At 68.2% G+C, this 20,120-nt stretch carries 19 protein-coding genes; 14 read left to right on the top strand and 5 right to left on the bottom strand.

The genetic code is table 11. From position 1 onward, the window contains the following. Positions 1-33: 33 nt before the first annotated feature. Together HF024_RS19570 and HF024_RS19565 are read right to left on the bottom strand one after the other, a co-directional pair. Positions 34-1,650, bottom strand: coding sequence for a lipid II flippase MurJ (locus HF024_RS19570; RefSeq protein ID WP_085367436.1), 1,617 nt, complete (start codon positions 1,648-1,650; stop codon positions 34-36). Beyond that, complete coding sequence (locus tag HF024_RS19565) at positions 1,643-3,976, bottom strand: DUF6049 family protein (protein WP_168690692.1); 2,334 nt, start codon at positions 3,974-3,976, stop codon at positions 1,643-1,645. The genes HF024_RS19570 and HF024_RS19565 overlap by 8 nt, the downstream gene beginning before the upstream one ends. Positions 3,977-4,087: 111 nt before the next feature. Here HF024_RS19565 and HF024_RS19560 point away from each other — a divergent pair, with 111 nt between their 5' ends. The 9 genes from HF024_RS19560 (at position 4,088) to HF024_RS19520 (ending at position 12,778) form a co-directional block, all read left to right on the top strand. Then, on the top strand, positions 4,088-5,515 hold the full coding sequence (locus HF024_RS19560; protein WP_168690691.1) for a CCA tRNA nucleotidyltransferase: 1,428 nt from the start codon (positions 4,088-4,090) through the stop codon (positions 5,513-5,515). A 278-nt stretch (positions 5,516-5,793) separates the two neighbouring features. Continuing rightward, positions 5,794-6,183 carry a 30S ribosomal protein S6 gene (gene rpsF / locus HF024_RS19555; protein WP_085367434.1) on the top strand — a complete coding sequence of 130 codons (390 nt, stop codon included), beginning with the start codon at positions 5,794-5,796 and terminating at the stop codon, positions 6,181-6,183. Between the two features lie 4 nt (positions 6,184-6,187). Then, entirely contained in the window at positions 6,188-6,700 is a 513-nt protein-coding gene (locus tag HF024_RS19550) for a single-stranded DNA-binding protein (RefSeq protein ID WP_085367433.1), read from the top strand. 60 nt (positions 6,701-6,760) lie between these two features. Then, positions 6,761-7,024: a 30S ribosomal protein S18 gene (gene rpsR, locus HF024_RS19545; protein WP_055897232.1), complete on the top strand. Its 264-nt coding sequence runs from the start codon at positions 6,761-6,763 to the stop codon at positions 7,022-7,024. 11 nt (positions 7,025-7,035) lie between these two features. Further along, the gene (rplI, locus tag HF024_RS19540; protein WP_085367432.1) at positions 7,036-7,488 is read left to right on the top strand and encodes a 50S ribosomal protein L9; all 453 of its coding nucleotides are present in this window, start codon (positions 7,036-7,038) and stop codon (positions 7,486-7,488) included. Between the two features lie 511 nt (positions 7,489-7,999). Continuing rightward, positions 8,000-9,373, top strand: coding sequence for a replicative DNA helicase (gene dnaB / locus HF024_RS19535; RefSeq protein WP_085367431.1), 1,374 nt, complete (start codon positions 8,000-8,002; stop codon positions 9,371-9,373). 137 nt (positions 9,374-9,510) lie between these two features. Continuing rightward, positions 9,511-10,551: a cupin domain-containing protein gene (locus HF024_RS19530; protein ID WP_168690690.1), complete on the top strand. Its 1,041-nt coding sequence runs from the start codon at positions 9,511-9,513 to the stop codon at positions 10,549-10,551. Between the two features lie 62 nt (positions 10,552-10,613). Next, positions 10,614-12,200 carry an MFS transporter gene (locus tag HF024_RS19525; RefSeq protein ID WP_168690689.1) on the top strand — a complete coding sequence of 529 codons (1,587 nt, stop codon included), beginning with the start codon at positions 10,614-10,616 and terminating at the stop codon, positions 12,198-12,200. Between the two features lie 77 nt (positions 12,201-12,277). Beyond that, a complete protein-coding gene (locus HF024_RS19520; protein ID WP_168690688.1) occupies positions 12,278-12,778 on the top strand; it encodes a hypothetical protein in 501 nt (166 codons plus the stop codon). Here the strand turns inward: HF024_RS19520 and HF024_RS19515 are convergent. Then, positions 12,775-13,476: a Pr6Pr family membrane protein gene (locus tag HF024_RS19515; protein ID WP_085367426.1), complete on the bottom strand. Its 702-nt coding sequence runs from the start codon at positions 13,474-13,476 to the stop codon at positions 12,775-12,777. The genes HF024_RS19520 and HF024_RS19515 overlap by 4 nt on opposite strands. 137 nt (positions 13,477-13,613) lie before the next feature. Between HF024_RS19515 and HF024_RS19510 the strand changes: the two genes are divergently transcribed. After that, positions 13,614-14,201, top strand: coding sequence for a DUF308 domain-containing protein (locus HF024_RS19510; protein WP_085367425.1), 588 nt, complete (start codon positions 13,614-13,616; stop codon positions 14,199-14,201). Then, positions 14,198-14,518, top strand: a complete 321-nt coding sequence (locus HF024_RS19505) for a hypothetical protein (protein ID WP_085367424.1) — start codon at positions 14,198-14,200, stop codon at positions 14,516-14,518. Before HF024_RS19510 ends, HF024_RS19505 begins: the two co-directional genes overlap by 4 nt. 83 nt (positions 14,519-14,601) lie before the next feature. On the opposite strand, the gene purB is transcribed toward HF024_RS19505, so the two are convergent. Next, positions 14,602-15,981, bottom strand: a complete 1,380-nt coding sequence (gene purB, locus HF024_RS19500) for an adenylosuccinate lyase (protein ID WP_085367423.1) — start codon at positions 15,979-15,981, stop codon at positions 14,602-14,604. 49 nt (positions 15,982-16,030) lie between these two features. Next, on the bottom strand, positions 16,031-16,417 hold the full coding sequence (locus HF024_RS19495; RefSeq protein ID WP_085367422.1) for a phage holin family protein: 387 nt from the start codon (positions 16,415-16,417) through the stop codon (positions 16,031-16,033). 89 nt (positions 16,418-16,506) lie between these two features. Here HF024_RS19495 and HF024_RS19490 point away from each other — a divergent pair, with 89 nt between their 5' ends. The 3 genes from HF024_RS19490 (at position 16,507) to HF024_RS19480 (ending at position 20,094) form a co-directional block, all read left to right on the top strand. Continuing rightward, the gene (locus HF024_RS19490) at positions 16,507-17,616 is read left to right on the top strand and encodes a pyridoxal phosphate-dependent aminotransferase (RefSeq protein WP_247597217.1); all 1,110 of its coding nucleotides are present in this window, start codon (positions 16,507-16,509) and stop codon (positions 17,614-17,616) included. A 4-nt stretch (positions 17,617-17,620) separates the two neighbouring features. Beyond that, positions 17,621-18,760: a pyruvate dehydrogenase (acetyl-transferring) E1 component subunit alpha gene (gene pdhA, locus HF024_RS19485; protein WP_085367420.1), complete on the top strand. Its 1,140-nt coding sequence runs from the start codon at positions 17,621-17,623 to the stop codon at positions 18,758-18,760. A 374-nt stretch (positions 18,761-19,134) separates the two neighbouring features. After that, positions 19,135-20,094 (top strand): alpha-ketoacid dehydrogenase subunit beta, encoded by a 960-nt coding sequence (locus HF024_RS19480; protein ID WP_085367651.1) that lies wholly within the window; start codon positions 19,135-19,137, stop codon positions 20,092-20,094. The last annotated feature ends 26 nt before the right edge of the window (positions 20,095-20,120 follow it).

Below are 20,120 nucleotides of genomic sequence, written 5' to 3'. Positions count from 1 at the left end.
CCGCTGAGGTGTAGAACACATCCTAGGCGGATGCTATTCCGTTTCACGTGTGAGTTCGGAGCGGACGCCCAACCGGTTCAGAACCGGTGCCAGACCGGCCTGCAGATCGCGCGAACGCAGCAGTGTCAGGATGCCCAAATACACCACGAGCATGACCACACCGACCACCGCGGACGACACCACGGCGCCGATGATCCCGCTCACCGGGAACGCACCTTCGTCCACCCCGCCCATGATCACCAGGAAGCCGCCGCCGGCGATCATCGCGGCCAGCGCGGCCACCGCGAACCGCCACAGACCGCTCAGAATGCGCCGCCCATCCACTCCCCCGGTCTGGCGGCGCAGAAGGGCGAACGCGAGAGCGGCCTGCGCGACGCTCGCGATCGAGACGACGAGGGCGACGGATGCGGCCCTCGCTGGCGCGGGGACGGCGAAGCACACGAGCACGCCCACCACGATCAGGATCACCTGGGCGAGCGTGAAGAAGAACGGCGTGCGTGTATTGCCCAGGGAGTAGAAGGCGCGCTGGGCCATGAAGACGAGCGAGAACGGCACGAGACCGACGAGATACGCGATCAGCACCCAGCCCATCGCCTGGTAGTCGACGGTGAACACGCGCGCGACGGGGAACGCGACGACGATCAGCGCAGCGGAGGAGAACGTGATCAGCAGCATGATCGAGCGGGTGGCCGACGAGAAGTCGTCGCGGAAGCCCGCGGTGTCCCTGAGGTGCGCGTGCTCGGCCATCCTGGTGTAGAAGCTGGTCACGATCGAGACGGCGATGATGCCATGCGGCAGCATGAAGATCAGCCAGGCGTTGTTCATCACGAACGTTCCCGCGTTGCCCGTTCCGGCGGAGTTGGCGACGTTGGTCTCGACCAGCCCGGCGACCTGGGTGGCGATCAGCATGGCAAGTGTCCAGCCCGCCGCCTTGCCTGCGTGGCCGAGATTGACGCCGCGCCAGCCGAAGTCGAAGCGGAAGCGGAGGCCGATGCGCCGCCAGAAGAAGAAGAGCAGAAACGCCTGCACGGCGACCCCGAGCGTCGCGCCACCCGCCAGCAGGGCGACCATCCCGCCCGACCATTCGTGGCTGCGCGTCCCGGCGGGGTCTGCGCCGAACATCGCGATGAAGGCGATGAGCATCCCGATCGCGATGACGTTGTTGACGACGGGCGCCCAGGTGAACGGCCCGAACGACTTGCGCGCGTTGAGCACTTCGCCGAGCAGGGTGTAGAGGCCGAGGAAGAAGATCTGAGGGAGCGACCAGTACGCGAACGCCGTCGCGAGGTCGGCCTTCGCGCCGCGCAGACCGAACAGCGTGATCAGCACGGGCGAGAGCAGCGTCGCGACGAGCGCGACGGCCGCGAACACGACGATTCCGAGCGTGACCAGCTTGTTGATGTACGCCTTGCCGCCGTCCGCGTTGACGGAGGCGCGCACGATCTGCGGCACCAGGATGGCGTTCAGGATGCCCTGGGCGATGATCGCGTAGATGCTGTTCGGGACGATGGTGGCGGTGGCGTACGCGTTGGAGGCGAACGCCACGGCGCCGATCGCCTGCAGCAGCAGCCACGCCTTCGCGAAGCCGAGCAGCCGGGAGACGAGCGTGCCGGAAGCGAGCACGGCGCTCGCGCGGCCGATGCTAGCCACGGGCGTCCCCCTCGGGCGGGGTGGTGGGCTCGGCCTCGTCGGTGGTGTCGGCCGCGTGCGTGGGCTCGGTCGCGTCGGTGGGCTCGGCCGCGTCGGCGGGGTCGGCTACCTCGGCCTCGCCCTCACCTCCGCCGCTCTCCCCCGCCAGCCGCTTCCTCCGCTGGTCGCGGCGGCGCAGGATGTTGCGCACGATGCCGAAGCCGAACAGCAGCACCAGCAGGATGCCGAAGATCAGCGCGCCGATGCCCTCCCAGTCGGCGTGCACATCCACTGTCACAGCGCTCGGGTCGCCGATCGGCACGCCGGCGGGGCTGTAGAGCCGCAGCGACAGCACCACCTGCCCGTTGCCGAGCTTCGCCTTCACCGGAACCAGCATGGTCGCGCGGGAGTCCTGCGGGATGCGCTTGGTCGCGTTCTGGTCGATCTCCAGCCGGCTGTTGGACGGCGCGGCCGTCAGCACGAGGTTCGCCGCCTCGTCCTTCAGCTCGTTGCTGACCGTGAACGGGATAGATCCCTGGGCGCTCACCAGGTTGACGTTCTCGGTCGGCAGGATCTTGATCGAGTGGAGGGTGTCGACCGTGCCCTTCCGGGAGGCGGCGACCGCTGCAGACCAGTCGGTGCGGGGGTTCTGCCACGACACGGCGAACAGGGTCAGCAGCTCGGCCCTGGTGCGTCCCGTCATCGTCTCCGGCTTGTCGAGCACCGTCGCGAAGGCGTCGAGCGAATGCTCGTCCTGCACCAGCGCCTTGAAGGCGTCGATGCGGGTCTGCGACTCCGGGGCGTCGCTGAGCGCGAGGCCGGAGCTCGCGGCCGCGGACGCCGTCGACGGGAAGGTGGCCGGCGTCGTCCACGGGGAGGAGAACAGGGTCTCGAGGGTGCGGCGCAGCTGGGTGCCGCTGGACGGCCAGGAACGGTCGAAGGAGATGAGTAGCTGCTTGCTCTGGGTGCCCTCCGCGCTGATCAGTTCGAGCTGCGCGTTGACCTTGGACATGGCCGTGTTCCAGGCGACGTCGCTGGGGGCGGAGGCCGCTTGCCGGATCGCGGTGGAGAGCGCCTCGTCGGAGATCACGAGCTTGCCGCCGTCGAAGGGAAGCGTCGCGTTGGGGGTGCTCTCGAGCGTGCTCTGGTTGGTGTTGGACCCGGAGGCGATCACGGTGCGCAGGCCGGCGGCGGCCAGCGGCGCGAGGTCCGCCGTGCGCACCGTGTTGTCTCCCGGCCAGCCGATGCCGGTCAGCGAGTATTTCCAGGCCACCAGCTCGTCGAGGGTCGGCAGGGTGACGTCGGTTCCGGAGGTGGGCGTCGGCGACGGCGTCTCTGCGGGCGGCGTGGGCGTCGCGGTGGACGGCTCGCCGACCGGCGTGGGCGACGGCGTGAAGTTCTTCGGATCGAGCGCGTACGCGAGCGAGGTGGGCGCCAGCGGAGCCGCGATGCCCGCCTGCACCTGACCGGTCACGTCGGCGTCGCCGAACCCGAGGGAGAAGGTGTCGTTGGGCAGCCCGGCGAGGCGGTTCAGCCAGTCGGTCGCGCTCGCGGGCGCCGCGTTCCCGAGGGCGCGCACGGAGGCGACGATCATCGGGTCGATGCCGACCGTGACCGTGCTGTGGCCGATCAGTCCGTCGAGGTCGCGGGTGAGGACGCCGTTCGGGGACGTGTACGTCGCGAGGTCGGCCGCCGAGATGAGTCCGTCGGAGGTCGACGGGCTGACGATCGGCATGACGACGCCGACCGAGGAGCGGGTGCTTGCGACACCGGGGTTCCAGACGACGCTGCCCCGCGCATCCACTGTCTTGCCGCCGACGCTGGCGGTGGCACCGATGCCGTAGACCGCGCCGGAGGGGTTGGTGCCGAACGGGACGGCGGCGGCCGGGACCGTGATCCGGACGACCGTGCTGGTGCCCGGCTCGAGAACGGTGACGGTGCCCTCGCCGATGGTGACCCTGTTCGACACGGCCGTCGTGGAGGCGAGCCAGGAGTTGAGGGAGGCACGCGACTTCTGCGGGGACGGGTCGAGCCAGAGCGAGACGGAGCCGGCCGGGTACGCGCTATCGGTGGGGTTGGTGACCGTGACGGAGACCGTGAGGTCTTGCGTCGGTGTGAGCACGCCGCCGTTGTCCGCGGAGAGGGAGGCGGAGATGTCGTCGGTGGTGACGGCGGTGAGGGTGGACGCGGAGACGGTGGATGCGGCGCTGACTGACGCCGCAGACCCCGCTCCGGAGGCGGTGGCACCGGATGCCGCCGCCGGCACGACAGCGACGGCCAGCGCGGCGCAGACGAGCGCGGCGAGGCTCCTCACCCCCTGCCGAAGGGTGAATCGGGGTGCGCTCATGCGTCGATGCACGATCCCGACTCGGCCTCCATGTCGACGATTCTAGAGGCCGCCCGCTGTGAGACGCCGACGAGCGCGCCCGGTGGAGCGCCCCTATTAAACTGAGGCACCATGCACAGCGTCGCCGATTCCCTCGCCCGCCTCGGCGACCTCGCCCGTTCGGCGACCGTCGCAACGCTGGCCTCCGCGTTCTCCGGAGCGGGCTACGAGCTGGCGCTGGTCGGGGGTCCTGTCCGGGATGCTCTGCTCGACCGGCCGGTGCACGACCTCGACTTCACGACCGACGCGCGGCCGGACGACATCCTGCGTGTCGTGTCCCCGCTCGCCGACGCCGTCTGGGACATCGGCCGACAGTTCGGCACGATCGGCGCGCGGTTCGGTGACGACACGGTCGAAATCACCACATACCGCACAGACAGCTACGACGGCGAGACGAGGAAGCCGGATGTGGAGTTCGGCGACACGCTCGAAGGCGACCTCCTCCGCCGCGACTTCACCGTGAACGCGCTCGCCCTGCGCATCCCGGAGGTGAAGCTGGTCGACCCGTCCGGTGGTGTCGAGCACCTGCTGAGCCGCACGCTCACGACGCCGAGCACCCCCGCCGTCTCGTTCGGCGACGACCCGCTGCGCATGATGCGCGCCGCCCGGTTCACGTCGCAGCTCGGCTTCACCGTCGACGACGAGACGAAGGATGCGATGGCGGAGCTCGCCGGGCGCATCGAGATCGTGAGCGCCGAACGGGTGCGGGACGAGCTCAGCAAGCTGCTCTGCACGGACGACCCTCGGCCGGGCATCGAGCTGCTGGTCGCCACCGGCCTCGCCGCCCAGGTCATCCCGGAGATCCCGGCGCTGCGGCTGGAGATCGACGAGCACCACCACCACAAAGACGTCTACCAGCACAGCCTCACGGTGCTCGACCAGGCGATCGGCTACGAGAAGGAGCGGCACCCCGGCGAGGCGCCCGACCTCGTGCTGCGGTTGGCGGCGATCCTCCACGACATCGGAAAGCCGGCGACGCGCAGGCTGGAGCCCGGCGGCGTCGTCAGCTTCTACCACCACGACGTGGTCGGCGCGAAGCTCGCGAAGAAGCGGCTCACCGCGCTGCGATTCGACAAGGCGACCATCGACTCCGTCTCCCGCCTGATCGAGCTGCACCTGCGGTTCTTCGGGTATGCGGACGCGCACTGGACGGACTCCGCCGTGCGCAGGTACATCCGGGATGCGGGGCCCGAGCTCGAACGCCTGCACATGCTCACACGTGCCGACGTCACCACCCGCAACCGCCGCAAGGCCGACAGGCTCGGTTTCGCCTACGACGATCTGGAAGCGCGGATCGCCGAGCTCAAGGAGCGGGAGGAACTGGATGCGGTGCGTCCCGACCTCGACGGGGAGCAGGTCATGCGCATCCTGGGCCTCAAGCCGAGCAGGGAGGTGGGTCAGGCGATGAAGTTCCTGCTGGAGCTGCGGCTGGACGACGGCCCGCTCGGCGAGGAGGAGGCGACCAGGCGGCTGCTGGAGTGGTGGGACGCGCAGCACTGACGCCGGGTTCTCCACAGGGACGCGCGCCCGCCGGGTTATCCACCGATCACTGACCGCCTGTTCCCGGATGCGCCCCTCCCCGCGAGGGTGGATGCATGACCAACGCACTCCTCGAAGCCCCCGCCGCCGTTCCCCTGGCCACCGCCGACTGGCGCGACACGCCCGCATCCGTTACGCTGGACAGGTTGTCTGGGCAGACGTATGCCCGCACGACAGATGTAGAACCCTCCTGCTACAGACCGTCTGTAGCCGCCAAGTCCAAAGGAGGTGGGTTAGTCATGCATCAGTACGAGTTGATGGTCATCCTCGATCCAGAGATCGACGAGCGCACCGTAGCTCCCAGCCTTGACAAGTTCCTCAACGTCGTCCGCGACGCAGGTGGATCCGTCGACAACGTCGACATCTGGGGCCGCCGCCGCCTCGCCTACGAGATCAACAAGAAGACCGAGGGCATCTACGCCGTCGTTCAGCTGACCTCGAACGGTGAGACCACCAAGGAGCTCGACCGCCAGCTGAAGCTGAGCGAGGCCGTCATGCGCACCAAGGTCCTCCGTGCGGAAGAGGCGATCGCTCAGGTCGCCGCCGCAACGAAGCTCGCCGACGAGAAGGCCGCCCGCAAGGCTGCCGCTCCCGCCAAGGCAGCCGCCGCCGACAAGGCTGGCGCCTAGTCCCATGGCCGGCGAGACCGTCATCACCGTGGTGGGCAACCTCACCAGCGACCCGGAGCTGCGTTACACGCAGAACGGGCTCGCGGTTGCCAACTTCACCATCGCATCCACACCCCGCACGTTCGACCGTCAGGCGAACGAGTGGAAGGACGGTGAGGCTCTCTTCCTGCGCGCGAGCGTCTGGCGTGAATTCGCCGAGCACGTCGCCGGATCGCTGACGAAGGGCTCGCGCGTCATTGCGCAGGGCCGTCTGAAGCAGCGTTCCTACGAGACGAAGGAAGGTGAGAAGCGCACCTCGATCGAGCTCGAGATCGATGAGATCGGCCCGTCGCTGCGCTACGCCACCGCTTCGATCACGCGCGCGCAGTCGTCTGGCCGTGGCCCCGGAGGGTTCTCCTCCGGTGGCGGCGCCGTCGAAGAGCCGTGGGCAGCATCGGCGCCTGCAGACGCCTCCTCCTCTTCGGGAGCAGACGTCTGGAACACGCCGGGCAACTACAGCGACGAGACTCCCTTCTAAGGGTCACCAACATTCACCAGCCCCATCGGGCTTCGATGAGGGCGGAAAGCAAAGGAAATCATGGCTGGAAAGTCGAGCGGCGACCGCCGCAAGCCGATCCGCAAGGGCAAGGACGGCAAGAACGCCGCTCCGGCGAAGTCGATTCGCGTCGGCGTCATTGACTACAAGGACGTCGCGACCCTGCGGAAGTTCATCTCGGAGCGTGGAAAGATCCGCGCCCGCCGCATCACCGGTGTCTCCGTGCAGGAGCAGCGCCTGATCGCACGTGCCGTCAAGAACGCACGCGAGATGGCACTCCTCCCCTACGCCGGCTCGGGCCGTTAGGAGATACGGATATGTCGAAACTCATTCTGACGCACGAGGTCACCGGCCTCGGCTCGGCCGGAGACGTCGTCGACGTCAAGAACGGCTATGCACGCAACTACCTCATCCCGCAGGGCTTCGCTATCGCGTGGACCCGCGGTGGTGAGAAGCAGGTGGAGCAGATCAAGGCGGCTCGCACCGCTCGTGAGCTCCACACCATCGAGCAGGCGCAGGACCTCAAGGCGAAGCTTCAGGCCACCAAGGTCAAGCTCACCGTGAAGGCGGGCCGCGAGGGTCGTCTCTTCGGTTCGGTCAAGACCTCCGACATCGCGGACGCCGTCAAGGCTGCCGGGATCGGCGAGCTGGACAAGCGCAAGATCGAGATCACGTCGCCCATCAAGGTCGTCGGTGACCACGAGGCCACGGTTCGTCTTCACGACGACCTGTCCGCCGTGATCACCCTTCAGGTGGTCGCTGCCAAGTAGGCACGATAAGCAGTGATTGTAGCGGCGGGCTGAGGCCCGCCGCTACACCCGTTAACGGGCAATATCCGCAGCTTTGTACACAGGTCGGACCGCCCCGCATGCGGGTTTCACCACAAGAATGAAACTGTTTTCTACACACAGGGTGTGGAAAGAAAAACCCCCGGTCAAGAGTAAAATAACTCGGGAGATTCATTTTTAGTCCACACCTTTCCACACAGGTTGTGCACAAGCAGCGCGGCGTTTCGCGCAGATTCTCCCCAACGTTATCCACAGGGCGAGTTGTGGCCTGTGGATGTGCTCCATAGGGTGGAGCGAGGTCGGCGGAAGCCGGTCGCAGGGAACCGGCGATGTCGGTGGTCACCCGCAAGATCCTGATAGTCAGCGAGCCGTGCCACGCAGTGTGGCGTGAGCGAGTTTCACTGGTATTCAGGCTGCTCGGGATGCGCGCCGTGAAACGCTCGCGCCGGTCACCCTGCCCGGACAGACGTGACGGAACGAAAGAGGAGAAAACGTGTCGATCGCCCACCTGGGTCTCGCAGACCAACGCGAACCGGGCGAAGCGCGCACCTCGGAACGGACACCGCCGCACGACCTCCTGGCCGAGCAGAGCGCCCTCGGCGGAATGCTGCTCAGCAAGGATGCGGTCGCCGACGTCGTCGAAGTCGTCCGTGGCCCTGACTTCTACATCCCCAAGCACGAGATCATCTACGACGCGATCCTCTCCCTCTACTCCCACGGAGAGCCGACCGACGTCATCACCGTCACCGACGAACTCACCAAGGTCGGCGAGCTTTCCCGCGCGGGCGGCGCCGAATACCTGCACACGCTCACCAGCCTGGTGCCGACGGCGGCGAACGCCGGGTACTACGCGAACATCGTTGCCGAGAAGGCTCTGCTGCGCCGCCTGGTCGAGGCCGGCACCCGCATCACGCAGATGGGCTACAAGGCCGAGGGTGAAGTCCTCGACCTCGTCAACAACGCGCAGGCCGAGATCTACTCCGTCACCGGTTCGCAGGAGACCGAGGACTACGTCCCCCTCTCCGACGCCGTCACCGTCGCCATCGACGAGATCGAGGCCGCGAAGCACAAGGACGGCTCGATGACGGGCGTTCCGACCGGCTTCGCCGAGCTGGACGAACTCACCAACGGCCTCCATCCCGGCCAGATGATCATCGTCGCCGCCCGACCCGCCCTCGGAAAGTCGACGCTCGCCCTCGACTTCGCCAGGGCCGCCGCCATCAAGCACGACATGGCCACCATCTTCTTCTCCCTCGAAATGGGCAGGAGCGAGATCGCGATGCGTCTCCTCTCCGCCGAGGCGTCCATCCCGCTGCAGAGCATGCGTAAGGGAATGGTGGAGAGCCGCGACTGGACGACCCTCGCATCCACTCGCGGCCGCATCAACGACGCCCCCCTCTACATCGACGACAGCCCCAACATGACCCTCGTCGAGATCCGGGCCAAGTGCCGCCGCCTCAAGCAGCGCGTCGGCCTCAAGATGGTCATCATCGACTACCTGCAGCTGATGACGAGCGGCAAGCGCGTCGAAAGCCGCCAGCAGGAGGTCAGCGAGTTCTCCCGAGCCCTCAAGCTGCTCGCCAAAGAGCTCCAGGTGCCCGTGATCGCCCTCTCCCAGCTGAACCGTGGCCCGGAGCAGCGAGCAGACAAGCTCCCCGCCCTGAGCGACCTCCGCGAGTCCGGCTCGATCGAGCAGGACGCCGACATGGTCATCCTCCTCCACCGCGAATCCGCCTACGAGAAGGACAACCCCCGCGCCGGAGAGGCCGACCTCATCGTCGCCAAGCACCGAAACGGCCCCACCCGCACCGTGACGGTGGCCTTCCAGGGCCACTTCTCCCGGTTCACGGATATGGCGCCGGTGTAGGCGGGCCACCCCACCAGCGCAAACTCCTTGCCCCGCCCCGTCCCGCGTCGGTAGCCTCGCGACCGTGACCCGGATGCGCTCCGGCCTCCCCGGCCGCGGGCTGCCTTCCGTGTTCCGAGACGAGAAGGAGACCCAGCATGGCCACCGAATCCCGCCACGTCGCATCCCTCATCGGGGCCGGCGACACCTACCGCACCGAGCTCGGCAGCATCTCCGAGCTGACCGCGGAGGACTTCCCCATCCTGAGCGGCCTGTCGCTCAAGCGCATCGTGCTCGAGCCGGGTGCGATCCGGGAGCCGCAGTGGAACGTCAATGCCAACCAGATCGCATACGTGGTGGCCGGCACGGTGCTCGTGTCGATGCTGGGGGACGGTGACGAGTTCTCCACCTTCGTCGTGAAGCCGGGGCAGATGTACCACGTCGCCTCCGGCGCGGTCTATCACATCGAGAATGTCGGGGAGGGGACCGCCGAGATCATCGCCTCGCTGCGCTCCGACCGGCCGGCGCACTTCTCACTGCAGAACAGCTTCAACGCCATGTCGGATGCGGTGCTCGGCAACACCTACGACCTTCCCGCCTCCGCGTTCGAGGTGTTCGGGCGGCAGGACGCTGCGCAGATCGTGCGGCGCGAAGGCGCGGCGCGCATCCCGGACTCGGCGGGGCTGCCCAACGCGCACCTGTTCGACATCGAAGCGCAGAACCCGCCGCTGTCGTACAACTACGGCTCGGCGAGGCTGGGTCGCAAGCAGTTCTGGGCCGCCCTCGACGACCTGTCGATGTACTCGCTGAACGTCGCGAGCACCGGGATGCGCGAACCGCACTGGCACCCGGTAACCGCCGAACTCGGTTACGTGCAGAGCGGCCACGCGCGGATGACCGTGCTCGACCCGGACGGCAGCCTGGACACGTACGAGCTGGAACCGGGGCACGCGTACTTCATCCCGCGCGCGTACCCGCACCACATCGAGGCGCTCGGCGAGGAGGGCATCCACTTCCTGATCTTCTTCGACCAGCCGACGCCCGGCGATGTCGGTTACCGGGCCACAGCGTCCGCGTTCTCGCGGGAGGTGCTGGCGGCCTCCTTCGGGGTGCCGGAGCGGCAGCTGCCGCAGTTCCCGCCGACGCCGGTCGACCCGCTGATCGTGTCACGCAACAACCCGCTCGACCCTGTGGCCTGAGCGGGCACTGTCCGGGATGCTCCGGACACACGGCCGTAACGCGCTCGCCGCATAATGCAAGCATGTCGAAGACCGCTGCCGCCCCCTCCATCGTGTCCGCGTGGGCGCCGATGGCCATCCCGGCCTTCCGCGTGCTGTGGTTCGCGCAGCTCGGCAGCAACATCGGCACCTGGATGCAGACCGTCGGCGCCCAGTGGTTCCTGGTGGATGCGGCGGCCGGCGCGACCGTGATCGCCCTCGTGCAGACCGCGAGCCTCGCCCCCGCGATGCTGTTCTCGCTGCCCGCGGGAGTGCTGGCCGACTCGCTCGACCGGCGCAAACTGCTGATCTGGGGGATGGTCGCGAGCGTCGTCATCGCGGCCGCCCTCACCGTGGTCGCGCTGCTGAACGATCTGACCCCGCTCAGCCTGCTGGCCTTCACGTTCCTGCTGGGCGTCACTTCCACACTCACCTCGCCCGCCTGGCAGGCCATCCAGCCCGAACTCGTCCCGCGCGAGCAGATCGGGGCGTCGTCGGCCCTCGGCGGCGTGACGGTGAACGGGGCGAGGGCGGTCGGGCCGGCGCTCGCCGGAGCGATCCTGTCGCTGACGGGCGCGCCCGTGGTGTTCGGCATCAACGCGCTGAGTTTCATCGCCGCCGCCGCAGCGCTGGTCTGGTGGAAGCGGCCGCCGCAGGACGGACTCGACGACAGGGAGCGGTTCGGCCCCGCGCTGCGGGCGGGTGTGCGGTACGTCGCGTCCGCCCACCTGGTGCGGCGCATCCTGTTGCGGTCGGCCCTGTTCGCGGCGCCGGCCAGTGCTCTGTGGGCGCTCCTGCCCGTCACGGCGAAACGACTCGAACTCGACTCCAGCGGCTACGGCCTGCTCCTCGGCGCGCTCGGGGTGGGCGCTGTGCTCGGGATCTTCGCCCTGCCCGTGGTGCGCAAACGGTTCTCGGACAACGTGGTTGTGGCGGTCAGTGCCGTGCTGTTCGCCGTCGGGACTGTCGCGGCCGCCTACCTGCCGTACATCCCGACGCTCCTCCTTCTCGTGCTCGCCGGGCTCGCCTGGATCGGGACCCTCACGGTGCTGAACGCCGCCCTGCAGCTGACCCTGCCGCAGTGGGTGCGCTCGCGCGGCGCCGCCGTCTACATCCTGGTCTTCATGGGCACGATGGCGATCGGCTCGTTCCTCTGGGGACTGATCGCGCAGCTGTTCGGCACCACGAACGCGCTCGCCCTCGCCGCGCTGCTGCTCCTACTCGTGGCCGCGAGCGTGCGGCTGCTGCCGCTCCTGCCGGGGACCGGAGAGATCGACCGCACCATCTCGCTCACCTGGGCGACGCCGATGCTGGTGTTCGAGCCGGATCCGACGGACGGGCCGGTGCTCATCGAGGTCACGTACCCGGTACGGGCCGGTGAGACGTCGGAGTTCCGCGCGGCGATGGAGCACGTCGAGGACTCGCGCCGCCGGACAGGTGCATCGCGGTGGAGGCTCTACCGCAGCGGGGAGGACGAGAACAGGATGCTGGAGGCGTTCGTCGTGCCGTCGTGGGGCGAGTTCCGGCGGCAGCAGTCGCAGCGGCTCACGGGCAGGGATCGCGAGCTGTTGGCGGATGCCCTCCGCTACTGCGACGGCCCTGCCACCGAACGGCACTACTTCGCCGCCTGACCGGGTGCTATCGCAGCGGCGAAAGAGTCATTCTCCGGAATGATGCGAACGCATCCCCATCGGCGTTGAATATCGGTATGAACGTCAACCTGCTTCCGCTCGTCCAGGGCGCCGGCGCGGTCGCGCTGGCCGTCGTGGCGTTCTCGTTCGCACTCACCTGGCCGTCTGTGGTCGGCACCATCCAGGCGTTCCGGTCCGAGCGCGTCCGGCTCCTCGGGTTCGTCGGGCTGGGGCTCGCCATGCTCGCCTCCGCCGCGCTGCTCTACCTGGTGCCCGGGCTGCTGCTGCGGGACGAGCTCGCGCTGCTGATCTCGTTCCCGCTCGGGGCCACCTGGCTGATCGCCGCCATCGCGCTGATCGTGCGCGGGATGCTGCTCGACGGGGCCGCCAGGGTCATCTCGTACTCGTTCGCCGTCGTTTCCGTCAGCGGGCTCGCCGCGGGGGTCGCCTCCGCGCTCTGCGCGCAGCACAGGATCGCGGACACGATCACGCCGACCGGCGCGTTCCTGCTCGCCCTGACGGCGGTCGCCGGGGTGGTCTTCTGGTCGAACAGCGTGGACAGGATGGCGCGGGCCTAGGAGGGCCTGGCCACACCTCCACGGGTTGGCGCATCCCGCGCCCACCGCCGCGACACCCACACCACCCCGAACCCGACGCACAGGATCACCGCGGCGATCAGCAGCACGTAGAACGAGACAGACAGGTATCCGTTCGGCGAGGTGTGCGGGTTGAGGAACGGGTACGGGTACCACGGCTGCTTTCCCGTCACCGGGTCCGCTCCGAACGGCGCCCGGATGAGCGTGTAGACCGCCCAGACGATCGGGAACCCGACGATCCACCACAGGACCGAGTTGCGCAGCGCGGCACGTCCCGGCGCGAACAGCCAGTCGATCAGCAGGTAGACGGGGCCGACGACGTGCAGCACCTCGTTCGACCACTCCACCGTCTGGCCCTGCGGCAGCGGAATGTTGCGCAGCAGCAGGTTGTAGACCACGCCGGTCGTGACCATGTACGTCGTCACCGCCGCCCGCAGCCCGGTGAACCAGCCGGGGTCGTCGCCGGTGCGGGTGAAGAGGAAGACGGCGCCGATGCCCAGCACCACGACGTAGCCGATGTTCGAGTCGATCGTGAAGAAGCTGAAGAAGTTCACAACGTAGCCGGCGATGTTGCCGCCCTTGCCCGAGATGAAGTTCACACTCGTCGCGAACTGGGCGACGATCGCCACGATGGTGAGCAGGCACATCGCCGCTCGGACGATTCCGAAACCGATCCGCATCCGGAGCCCTTCGTGGTCGGGTGGTGCTCGGACAGGAGACAGCCCGAGCATACCGAGCGCCCGCGCGCGCACGCGGCAAACGCGCAGGCGCACCGCGACTAAACTAGCGGGGAAACCCGTACGAGAGAGGTCGCCGAGTGGCACCCGCTGTTCCTGCCCCGAAGTCCAACCGGTACTGGGTGGTCCCCGCTGTCCGTGCCGTCGTCGCGCTCGCGGCGACCGCCGTCATCACCTTCACCAGGGATGCGCACACCGCCGAGTTCGGGCTGATCGTCTTCGGGGTGTTCGCCATCCTCGACGGACTCGCCACAGCGGTCCTCACCGCCACCAGCGGCCTCCGCGGCAACACGCGCACCCTCTTCATCGTGCAGGGCGCCATCGGCGTCATCGCCGGTGTTCTCGCCCTCACGCTGATGACCAGCGGCCTCGGCCTCTACCTCTATCTCGTGACCGTGTGGGCGGCGCTCACCGGCTTCCTCGAGCTCTACAACGGCATCCGCAACCGGGGCAGGGATGCGGCCGCCCGCGACTGGCTCATCACCGGCGCGCTGACCGCCGTGCTCGCCGTCGCCTTCCTGCTCATCCCGGTGGATGCGCTGCTCTCGATCGGTCTGTTCGGGGCGTGGGCCGTGATCGTGGGCGTCTTCCAGGGGATCGGCGCCGTGTCGCTGAGGAGCGCATCCCGTGCCGTCGCCGCCGAGCAGAACGCGGGGAACGGATCGTGACCAAGCGTGACAAGAAAGACCAGAGCGTGACCTCCGACTCGAAACTCCAGCCCACCCGCAAAGACCGGTTCCTGCCGGCGGAACTGCTCGGCATCTCGGCGGCGCTCGCCGTCTTCGTCGGCCTGATCGTGCTGATCGCGACCCGCGAGTTCCTGCTCGCCGGCGTGAGCTTCGGCATCGCGTTCATCGTCGCGCTCGTCCTGATGGCCCTCTTCGCGCTCGCCTTCAAGCCGAACGCCGCCGAGGTCCACGACCTCCAGGAGCAGAACGGCGAGTCCCCCGACTCTCCCGAGTCCCCCAAGCCCTCCGCGCACTAGCCCCAAAACAATCGAGTCCGAAGCTCTTCACGCGACACGCCGAGCATGACCGTGAGTAACTTCGGACTCGATTGTCTGTGGGGTCAGAGCCGGTCGACGAGAGCCGAGGCGAGGCCCGTGTACGTGTGCGGCGTGAGCGCGAGCAGACGGTTCTTGGCGGCCTGGCCGATGTCGAGGGTGTTGACGAAGTCGGTGAGGCCCTGGTGGTCGACGCGCTTGCCGCGGGTGAGTTCCTTGAGCATCGCGTACGGGTCGGTGATCTGCGACCGCCCCGCCGTGACCTCGGCGCGGATGACCGTCTGGATCGCCTCTGCGAGCACCTCCCAGTTGGCGTCGAGGTCGGCCGCAAGCAGGTCGCGGTCGAGGGCGATCTGACCGAGGCCGCGCTGGATGTTGTCCAGGGCCAGCAGGGAGTGCCCGAGGCCCACGCCGATGTTGCGCTGCGTGGTGGAGTCGGTGAGGTCGCGCTGCAGGCGGCTGGTCACCAGTGTCGCAGCGAGCGAGTCGAGCACGGCCGAGCTCAGTTCGAGGTTGGCCTCCGCGTTCTCGAACCGGATCGGGTTGACCTTGTGCGGCATCGTCGACGAGCCGGTCGCGCCGGGCTCCGGCGTCTGCCGGAAGTAGCCGAGCGAGATGTACGTCCAGATGTCCGTCGCCAGGTTGTGCAGCACCCGGTTGGCGTGCGAGATCTTCGCGTACAGCTCCGCCTGCCAGTCGTGCGACTCGATCTGCGTGGTCAGCGGGTTCCAGTCGAGCCCGAGACTGGTGACGAACTCCTCCGAGATGCGCGGCCAGTCGGCGTCCGCATCCGCAACGAGGTGCGCGGCGAAGGTGCCGGTCGCGCCGCTGAACTTGCCGAGGTATTCGTTGTGGTCGATCTGCTTCGCGATGCGCTCGAGGCGGTAGACGAAGACGGCGAGCTCTTTGCCCATCGTCGTCGGCGTCGCCGGCTGACCGTGCGTACGCGCCAGCATGGCGTCGTCGCGGTACTCGAACGCCTGTGCGCGCAGCTCGCCGATCACGGCGCGCAGCTTGGGCAGCCACACCTCGTTCACGGCCGCGCTCACCGTGAGCGCATAGGAGAGGTTGTTGATGTCCTCGCTGGTGGCCGCGAAGTGGGTCAGCTCGGCGATGCTGTCGAGCCCGAGAGCGTGCAGGCGCTCGCGCACCAGGTACTCCACTGCCTTCACGTCGTGCTTGGTGGTGGCTTCGAGCTCCGCGAGCCTGTCGATCTCCGGCTGGCCGAAGTCGTCGACGAGCGCGCGCAGCGAGCGCACCTGCTCCTCCGTGAGCGGGGTGGACCCGAACATCCGGTGGCTCGTCAGGTAGATGAGCCATTCGACCTCGACCTGGACGCGGGCCCGGTTGAGGCCGGCCTCCGAGAGGTGGTCGCCGAGGCCGAGCACCGCCGAGCGGTAACGGCCGTCGAGTGGGCTCAGCGGCTGGGGAGGCAGCGCGGTCATGGGTCTCCTTGCGTGGTGGGGTCTGACCTATTCTCCCGCATCCACGCTGTCAGCGTCGCGTGAGCGGGCGCAGGATCAGGCCCATGAGCCAGGCGATGAGCGCGAGCACCAGGGCGCCGAGCACACCCCACCAGAAGCCCGCGATGTAGAGCCCGAAGCCCATCAGTCCGCTGATCCACGCCACGAGCAGCAGGAGCAGCCCGTTCACGATGAACGAGATGAGCCCGAGCGTCAGGATGTAGATCGGGAACGCGACGACCCGGATGGCCGTGCCGACGATCGCGTTGACCACACCGAAGATCAGCGCGATCAGCAGATAGGTGAGGATCGTCGGCAGCGTGCCCTCTGCGTATGGGCGGACGGTGACGCCGGACACGATGAGGGTCGTGAACCAGAGTGCGAGAGCGTTGATGATGAGCTTGACGAGGAATCTCATGCGTCCATGATCCCAGGTGGCGCATCCAGGAAGCGAGGGGTGGAGCGAGAATTCCCGCGGCAGTATGCGGCCGCGGGTAAGTTAGGGGCGTGAGTACCGAACACACCCGTGGCGTGAGGCTGCGCCCCGAGATCGTGGCTGTCCCCGCATACAAGCAGGGAAGGCCGGCCCCGGCCGACGGCTTCAAGCTGTCCAGCAACGAGAACCCGTTCCCTCCCCTTCCGTCGGTGGTGGATGCGGTCACCCGCGTCCTCAGCGACCTCAACCGCTACCCGAACGCGGGCGGCGGCGACCTTCGGCAGCGTCTCGCCGACCGGCACGGCGTCGACGTCGAGCAGGTGCACCTCGGAAACGGCTCCGTCTCCCTGCTCTCGCAGTTCATCTCCGCCGCGGCGGGCGTCGGCGACGAGGTCGTCTATTCGTGGCGCTCGTTCGAGGCGTACCCCGGGCTCGTGACGGTCGCCGGCGCGACCAGCGTGCAGGTCCCGAATCGCGCGGACGGCAGTCACGACCTGGATGCCCTGGCGGCGGCCATCACCGACCGCACCCGGGCCGTCATCGTCTGCACCCCGAACAACCCGACGGGCACGATCGTCACGGCGGCGGACTTCGAGCGCTTCATGGCCGCCGTGCCCTCCGACCTGCTGGTGCTCCTCGACGAGGCGTACTACGAGTTCGTCACCGACGACGACGCCGTCGACGGCATCCCCCTTCTCGGCCGATATCCCAACCTCGTGGTGCTGCGCACCTTCTCCAAGGCCTACGGTCTGGCCGCGCTGCGGATCGGATACGCGGTCGGTCCGGCGCACGTGCTCGACGCCGCCCGCTCTGCGGCGATCCCGCTGTCCGTCACCGACGCCGCGCGCATCGCCGCGCTCGCCTCGATCGAGGCGGAGGACGAGCTGATGGAGCGCGTCGCCCGCATCGCGATGCGCCGCGACCAGCTGCGGGATGCGCTGATCGCGCAGGGCTGGGCGGTGCCGGAGGCGCAGGGCAACTTCGTCTGGCTCGCCACCGGCGACCAGACCGCCGAGGCGAACGACGCGTTCTTCGACGCGGGACTGACGGTCCGCGCGTTCGTGCCCGAGGGCATCCGGATCAGTGTCGGGGAGCAGGAGTCTGTGGACAAACTCCTTGAGGTGGCCGCAGATATTGTGCGGAACCTACCAAATGGGCACCCCGCCAAGCGGTTAGGTTAGACAGGTGGTTGCCACGAACGATACCCCGCGCCCGGCGAACACGGTCCAGCTGCTGACAGCAGACGGCCGTTTCCAGCCCAGCGAACTCGCAGCGGAATACCTGCCCTACCTCGAACGACTGGACGAGGACGACTACCGGCGGCTGTACCGCGACATGGTCAAGGTCCGCGCCTTCGACCACGAAGCCGCGAACCTGCAGCGCCAGGGCCAGCTCGGACTCTGGGTGCCGAGCATGGGCCAGGAGGGTGCGCAGGTGGGCTCGGCCCATGCCGCCCGCCCGCAGGACCACCTCTTCCCCTCCTACCGCGAGCACGTCGTCGGCATGATCCGCGGCATCGACCCCGTCGGCATCATGGGGCTCCTCCGCGGCACGACGCACGGCGGCTGGGACCCGACGGACCCCGCTGTGCAGAACTTCCACCTCTACACGCTGGTGATCGGCTCGCACACGCTGCACGCCACCGGATACGCGATGGGCATCAAGTTCGACGGCAAGGTCGGCACGGGCAACCCGGAGACCGACGAGGCCGCCATCGTCTACTTCGGCGACGGCGCCACCAGCCAGGGCGACGTGAGCGAGGCGTTCGTCTTCGCCGCCAGCTACCAGACCCCGCAGGTCTTCTTCCTGCAGAACAACCAGTGGGCCATCTCGGTGCCCGTCACCACCCAGTCGCGATCGCCGCTCTACCTGCGATCCAGCGGATTCGGCATCCCCGGCGTTCAGATCGACGGAAACGACGTGCTCGCCTCGTACGCGGTCACCGCAAAGCACCTCGACGACGCCCGCAACGGCGAAGGCCCGAGCATGATCGAAGCCCTCACGTACCGGATGGGCGCCCACACCTCCAGCGACGACCCGAGCAAGTACCGCACGGACGAAGAGACGGCGTACTGGGGCGAGCGCGATCCGATCGTGCGGTTCAGGACGTTCCTCGAACAGCAGGGCGTCGGTCAGGCGTTCTTCGACAGTGCGGACGAGGAGGGGGCCGACCTGGCCGCCGACGTCCGCAGGCGCACCCTCGAACTGGAGGTGCCGCCCATCGCGTCGATGTTCGACAACGTCTACAGTGAGCCGCACCCGCTGATGGACGAGCAGAAGCAGTGGCTCACCGATTACGAAGCATCGTTCGGAGGTGACGCATGAGCGACGTGAGAAGCGAAGCGCCCGAGACGGAGGGCGAGATCGTCGAGGCTGAACTGGTGGAGACGCCGGAGCACTCCGACGCACCGGTCGGCGAGGACACCCAGGCCATCGACGTGGTTGAGATCATCGAGAGCGAGCCGGGCTCCATCGTGCTCGAAGAGCACGTCGCCGAGCAGGAGTGGTCGCGCGAGTTCACAATCGAGGACGCGGCTCCCACCCCCACGGGCACGGAGACGGCTCAGGATGCGCGCGCCGAGGATGGCGAGCAGGCCGAGGCCGCAGAGTCGTCGGAGTCGTCCGAGCCCGCCGAAGCAGCAGAGCCCGCTCAGCCTGCCGCGCCCGCCGAGCCGGAGCCGCGCATCCAGTCGCTGCCGATGGTCAAGGCGCTCAACGCCGGACTGAGGAAGGCGCTCGCCGACGACGACCGCGTGCTCATCCTGGGTGAGGACGTCGGCCCGCTCGGCGGTGTCTTCCGCGTGACGGAGGGTCTGCAGAAGGAGTTCGGTCCGCAGCGCGTCATCGACACCCCTCTCGCCGAAGCGGGCATCGTCGGAACGGCCATCGGTCTCGCGATGCGCGGGTACCGTCCCGTGCTGGAGATCCAGTTCAACGGCTTCATCTTCCCCGGCTTCGACCAGATCACCACCCAGCTGGCCAAGCTCACCAACCGGCACGACGGCAAGATCAGCATGCCGATCGTCATCCGGGTGCCGCACGGCGGTCACATCGGCGCTGTCGAGCACCACCAGGAAGCCCCCGAGGCGTACTTCGCGCACACGGCAGGTCTGCGCATCGTCGCACCGTCGACCCCGCACGACGCGTACTGGATGATCCAGGAGGCCATCCAGTCGAACGACCCCGTGCTCTTCTTCGAGCCGATGAGCCGCTACTGGCCCAAGGGCGAGGTCGACCTGGCCGAGAACGAGACGCCGCTGCACGCCAGCCGCGTCGTCCGCACCGGCACGGACGCCACCGTCGTGGCGTGGGCCGGGATGGTCAGTGTCGCGTTGCGCGCTGCAGAGCTCGCCGCCGAGGAGGGCCGCAGCATCGAGGTCATCGACGTGCGCTCGCTCTCGCCGATCGACTACACGCCGATCGTGGAGTCCGTGCGGAAGACCGGCAGGCTCGTGGTCGCCCAGGAGGCGCCCGGCAACGTCAGCGTCGGCTCGGAGATCGCCGCGACCGTCACCGAGAAGGCGTTCTACTCCCTCGAGTCCCCCGTGCTGCGGGTGGCCGGATTCGACACCCCGTTCCCTCCCGCGAAGCTCGAGGACATCTACCTCCCCGACGCCGACCGCATCCTCGAAGCCGTCGACAGGGCGCTCGCGTACTGATCCGGTCGCCGCAGCGCGCCCGCGTC

The sequence above is a fragment of the Leifsonia sp. PS1209 genome (assembly GCF_012317045.1).
GTDB lineage: Bacteria > Actinomycetota > Actinomycetes > Actinomycetales > Microbacteriaceae > Leifsonia.
Note: the sequence above shows the minus strand (reverse complement) of the source record. Positions and strands in the feature narration are given on the sequence as shown.

Coding starts and splice junctions, on each gene's coding strand:
- HF024_RS19565 (WP_168690692.1), bottom strand. CDS start 3,976: ATGAGCGCACCCCGATTCACCCTTCGGCAGGGGGTGAGGAGCCTCGCC.
- HF024_RS19560 (WP_168690691.1), top strand. CDS start 4,088: ATGCACAGCGTCGCCGATTCCCTCGCCCGCCTCGGCGACCTCGCCCGT.
- rpsF (WP_085367434.1), top strand. CDS start 5,794: ATGCATCAGTACGAGTTGATGGTCATCCTCGATCCAGAGATCGACGAG.
- HF024_RS19550 (WP_085367433.1), top strand. CDS start 6,188: ATGGCCGGCGAGACCGTCATCACCGTGGTGGGCAACCTCACCAGCGAC.
- rpsR (WP_055897232.1), top strand. CDS start 6,761: ATGGCTGGAAAGTCGAGCGGCGACCGCCGCAAGCCGATCCGCAAGGGC.
- rplI (WP_085367432.1), top strand. CDS start 7,036: ATGTCGAAACTCATTCTGACGCACGAGGTCACCGGCCTCGGCTCGGCC.
- HF024_RS19530 (WP_168690690.1), top strand. CDS start 9,511: ATGGCCACCGAATCCCGCCACGTCGCATCCCTCATCGGGGCCGGCGAC.
- HF024_RS19525 (WP_168690689.1), top strand. CDS start 10,614: ATGTCGAAGACCGCTGCCGCCCCCTCCATCGTGTCCGCGTGGGCGCCG.
- HF024_RS19520 (WP_168690688.1), top strand. CDS start 12,278: ATGAACGTCAACCTGCTTCCGCTCGTCCAGGGCGCCGGCGCGGTCGCG.
- HF024_RS19515 (WP_085367426.1), bottom strand. CDS start 13,476: ATGCGGATCGGTTTCGGAATCGTCCGAGCGGCGATGTGCCTGCTCACC.
- purB (WP_085367423.1), bottom strand. CDS start 15,981: ATGACCGCGCTGCCTCCCCAGCCGCTGAGCCCACTCGACGGCCGTTAC.
- HF024_RS19495 (WP_085367422.1), bottom strand. CDS start 16,417: ATGAGATTCCTCGTCAAGCTCATCATCAACGCTCTCGCACTCTGGTTC.
- HF024_RS19480 (WP_085367651.1), top strand. CDS start 19,135: ATGGTCAAGGCGCTCAACGCCGGACTGAGGAAGGCGCTCGCCGACGAC.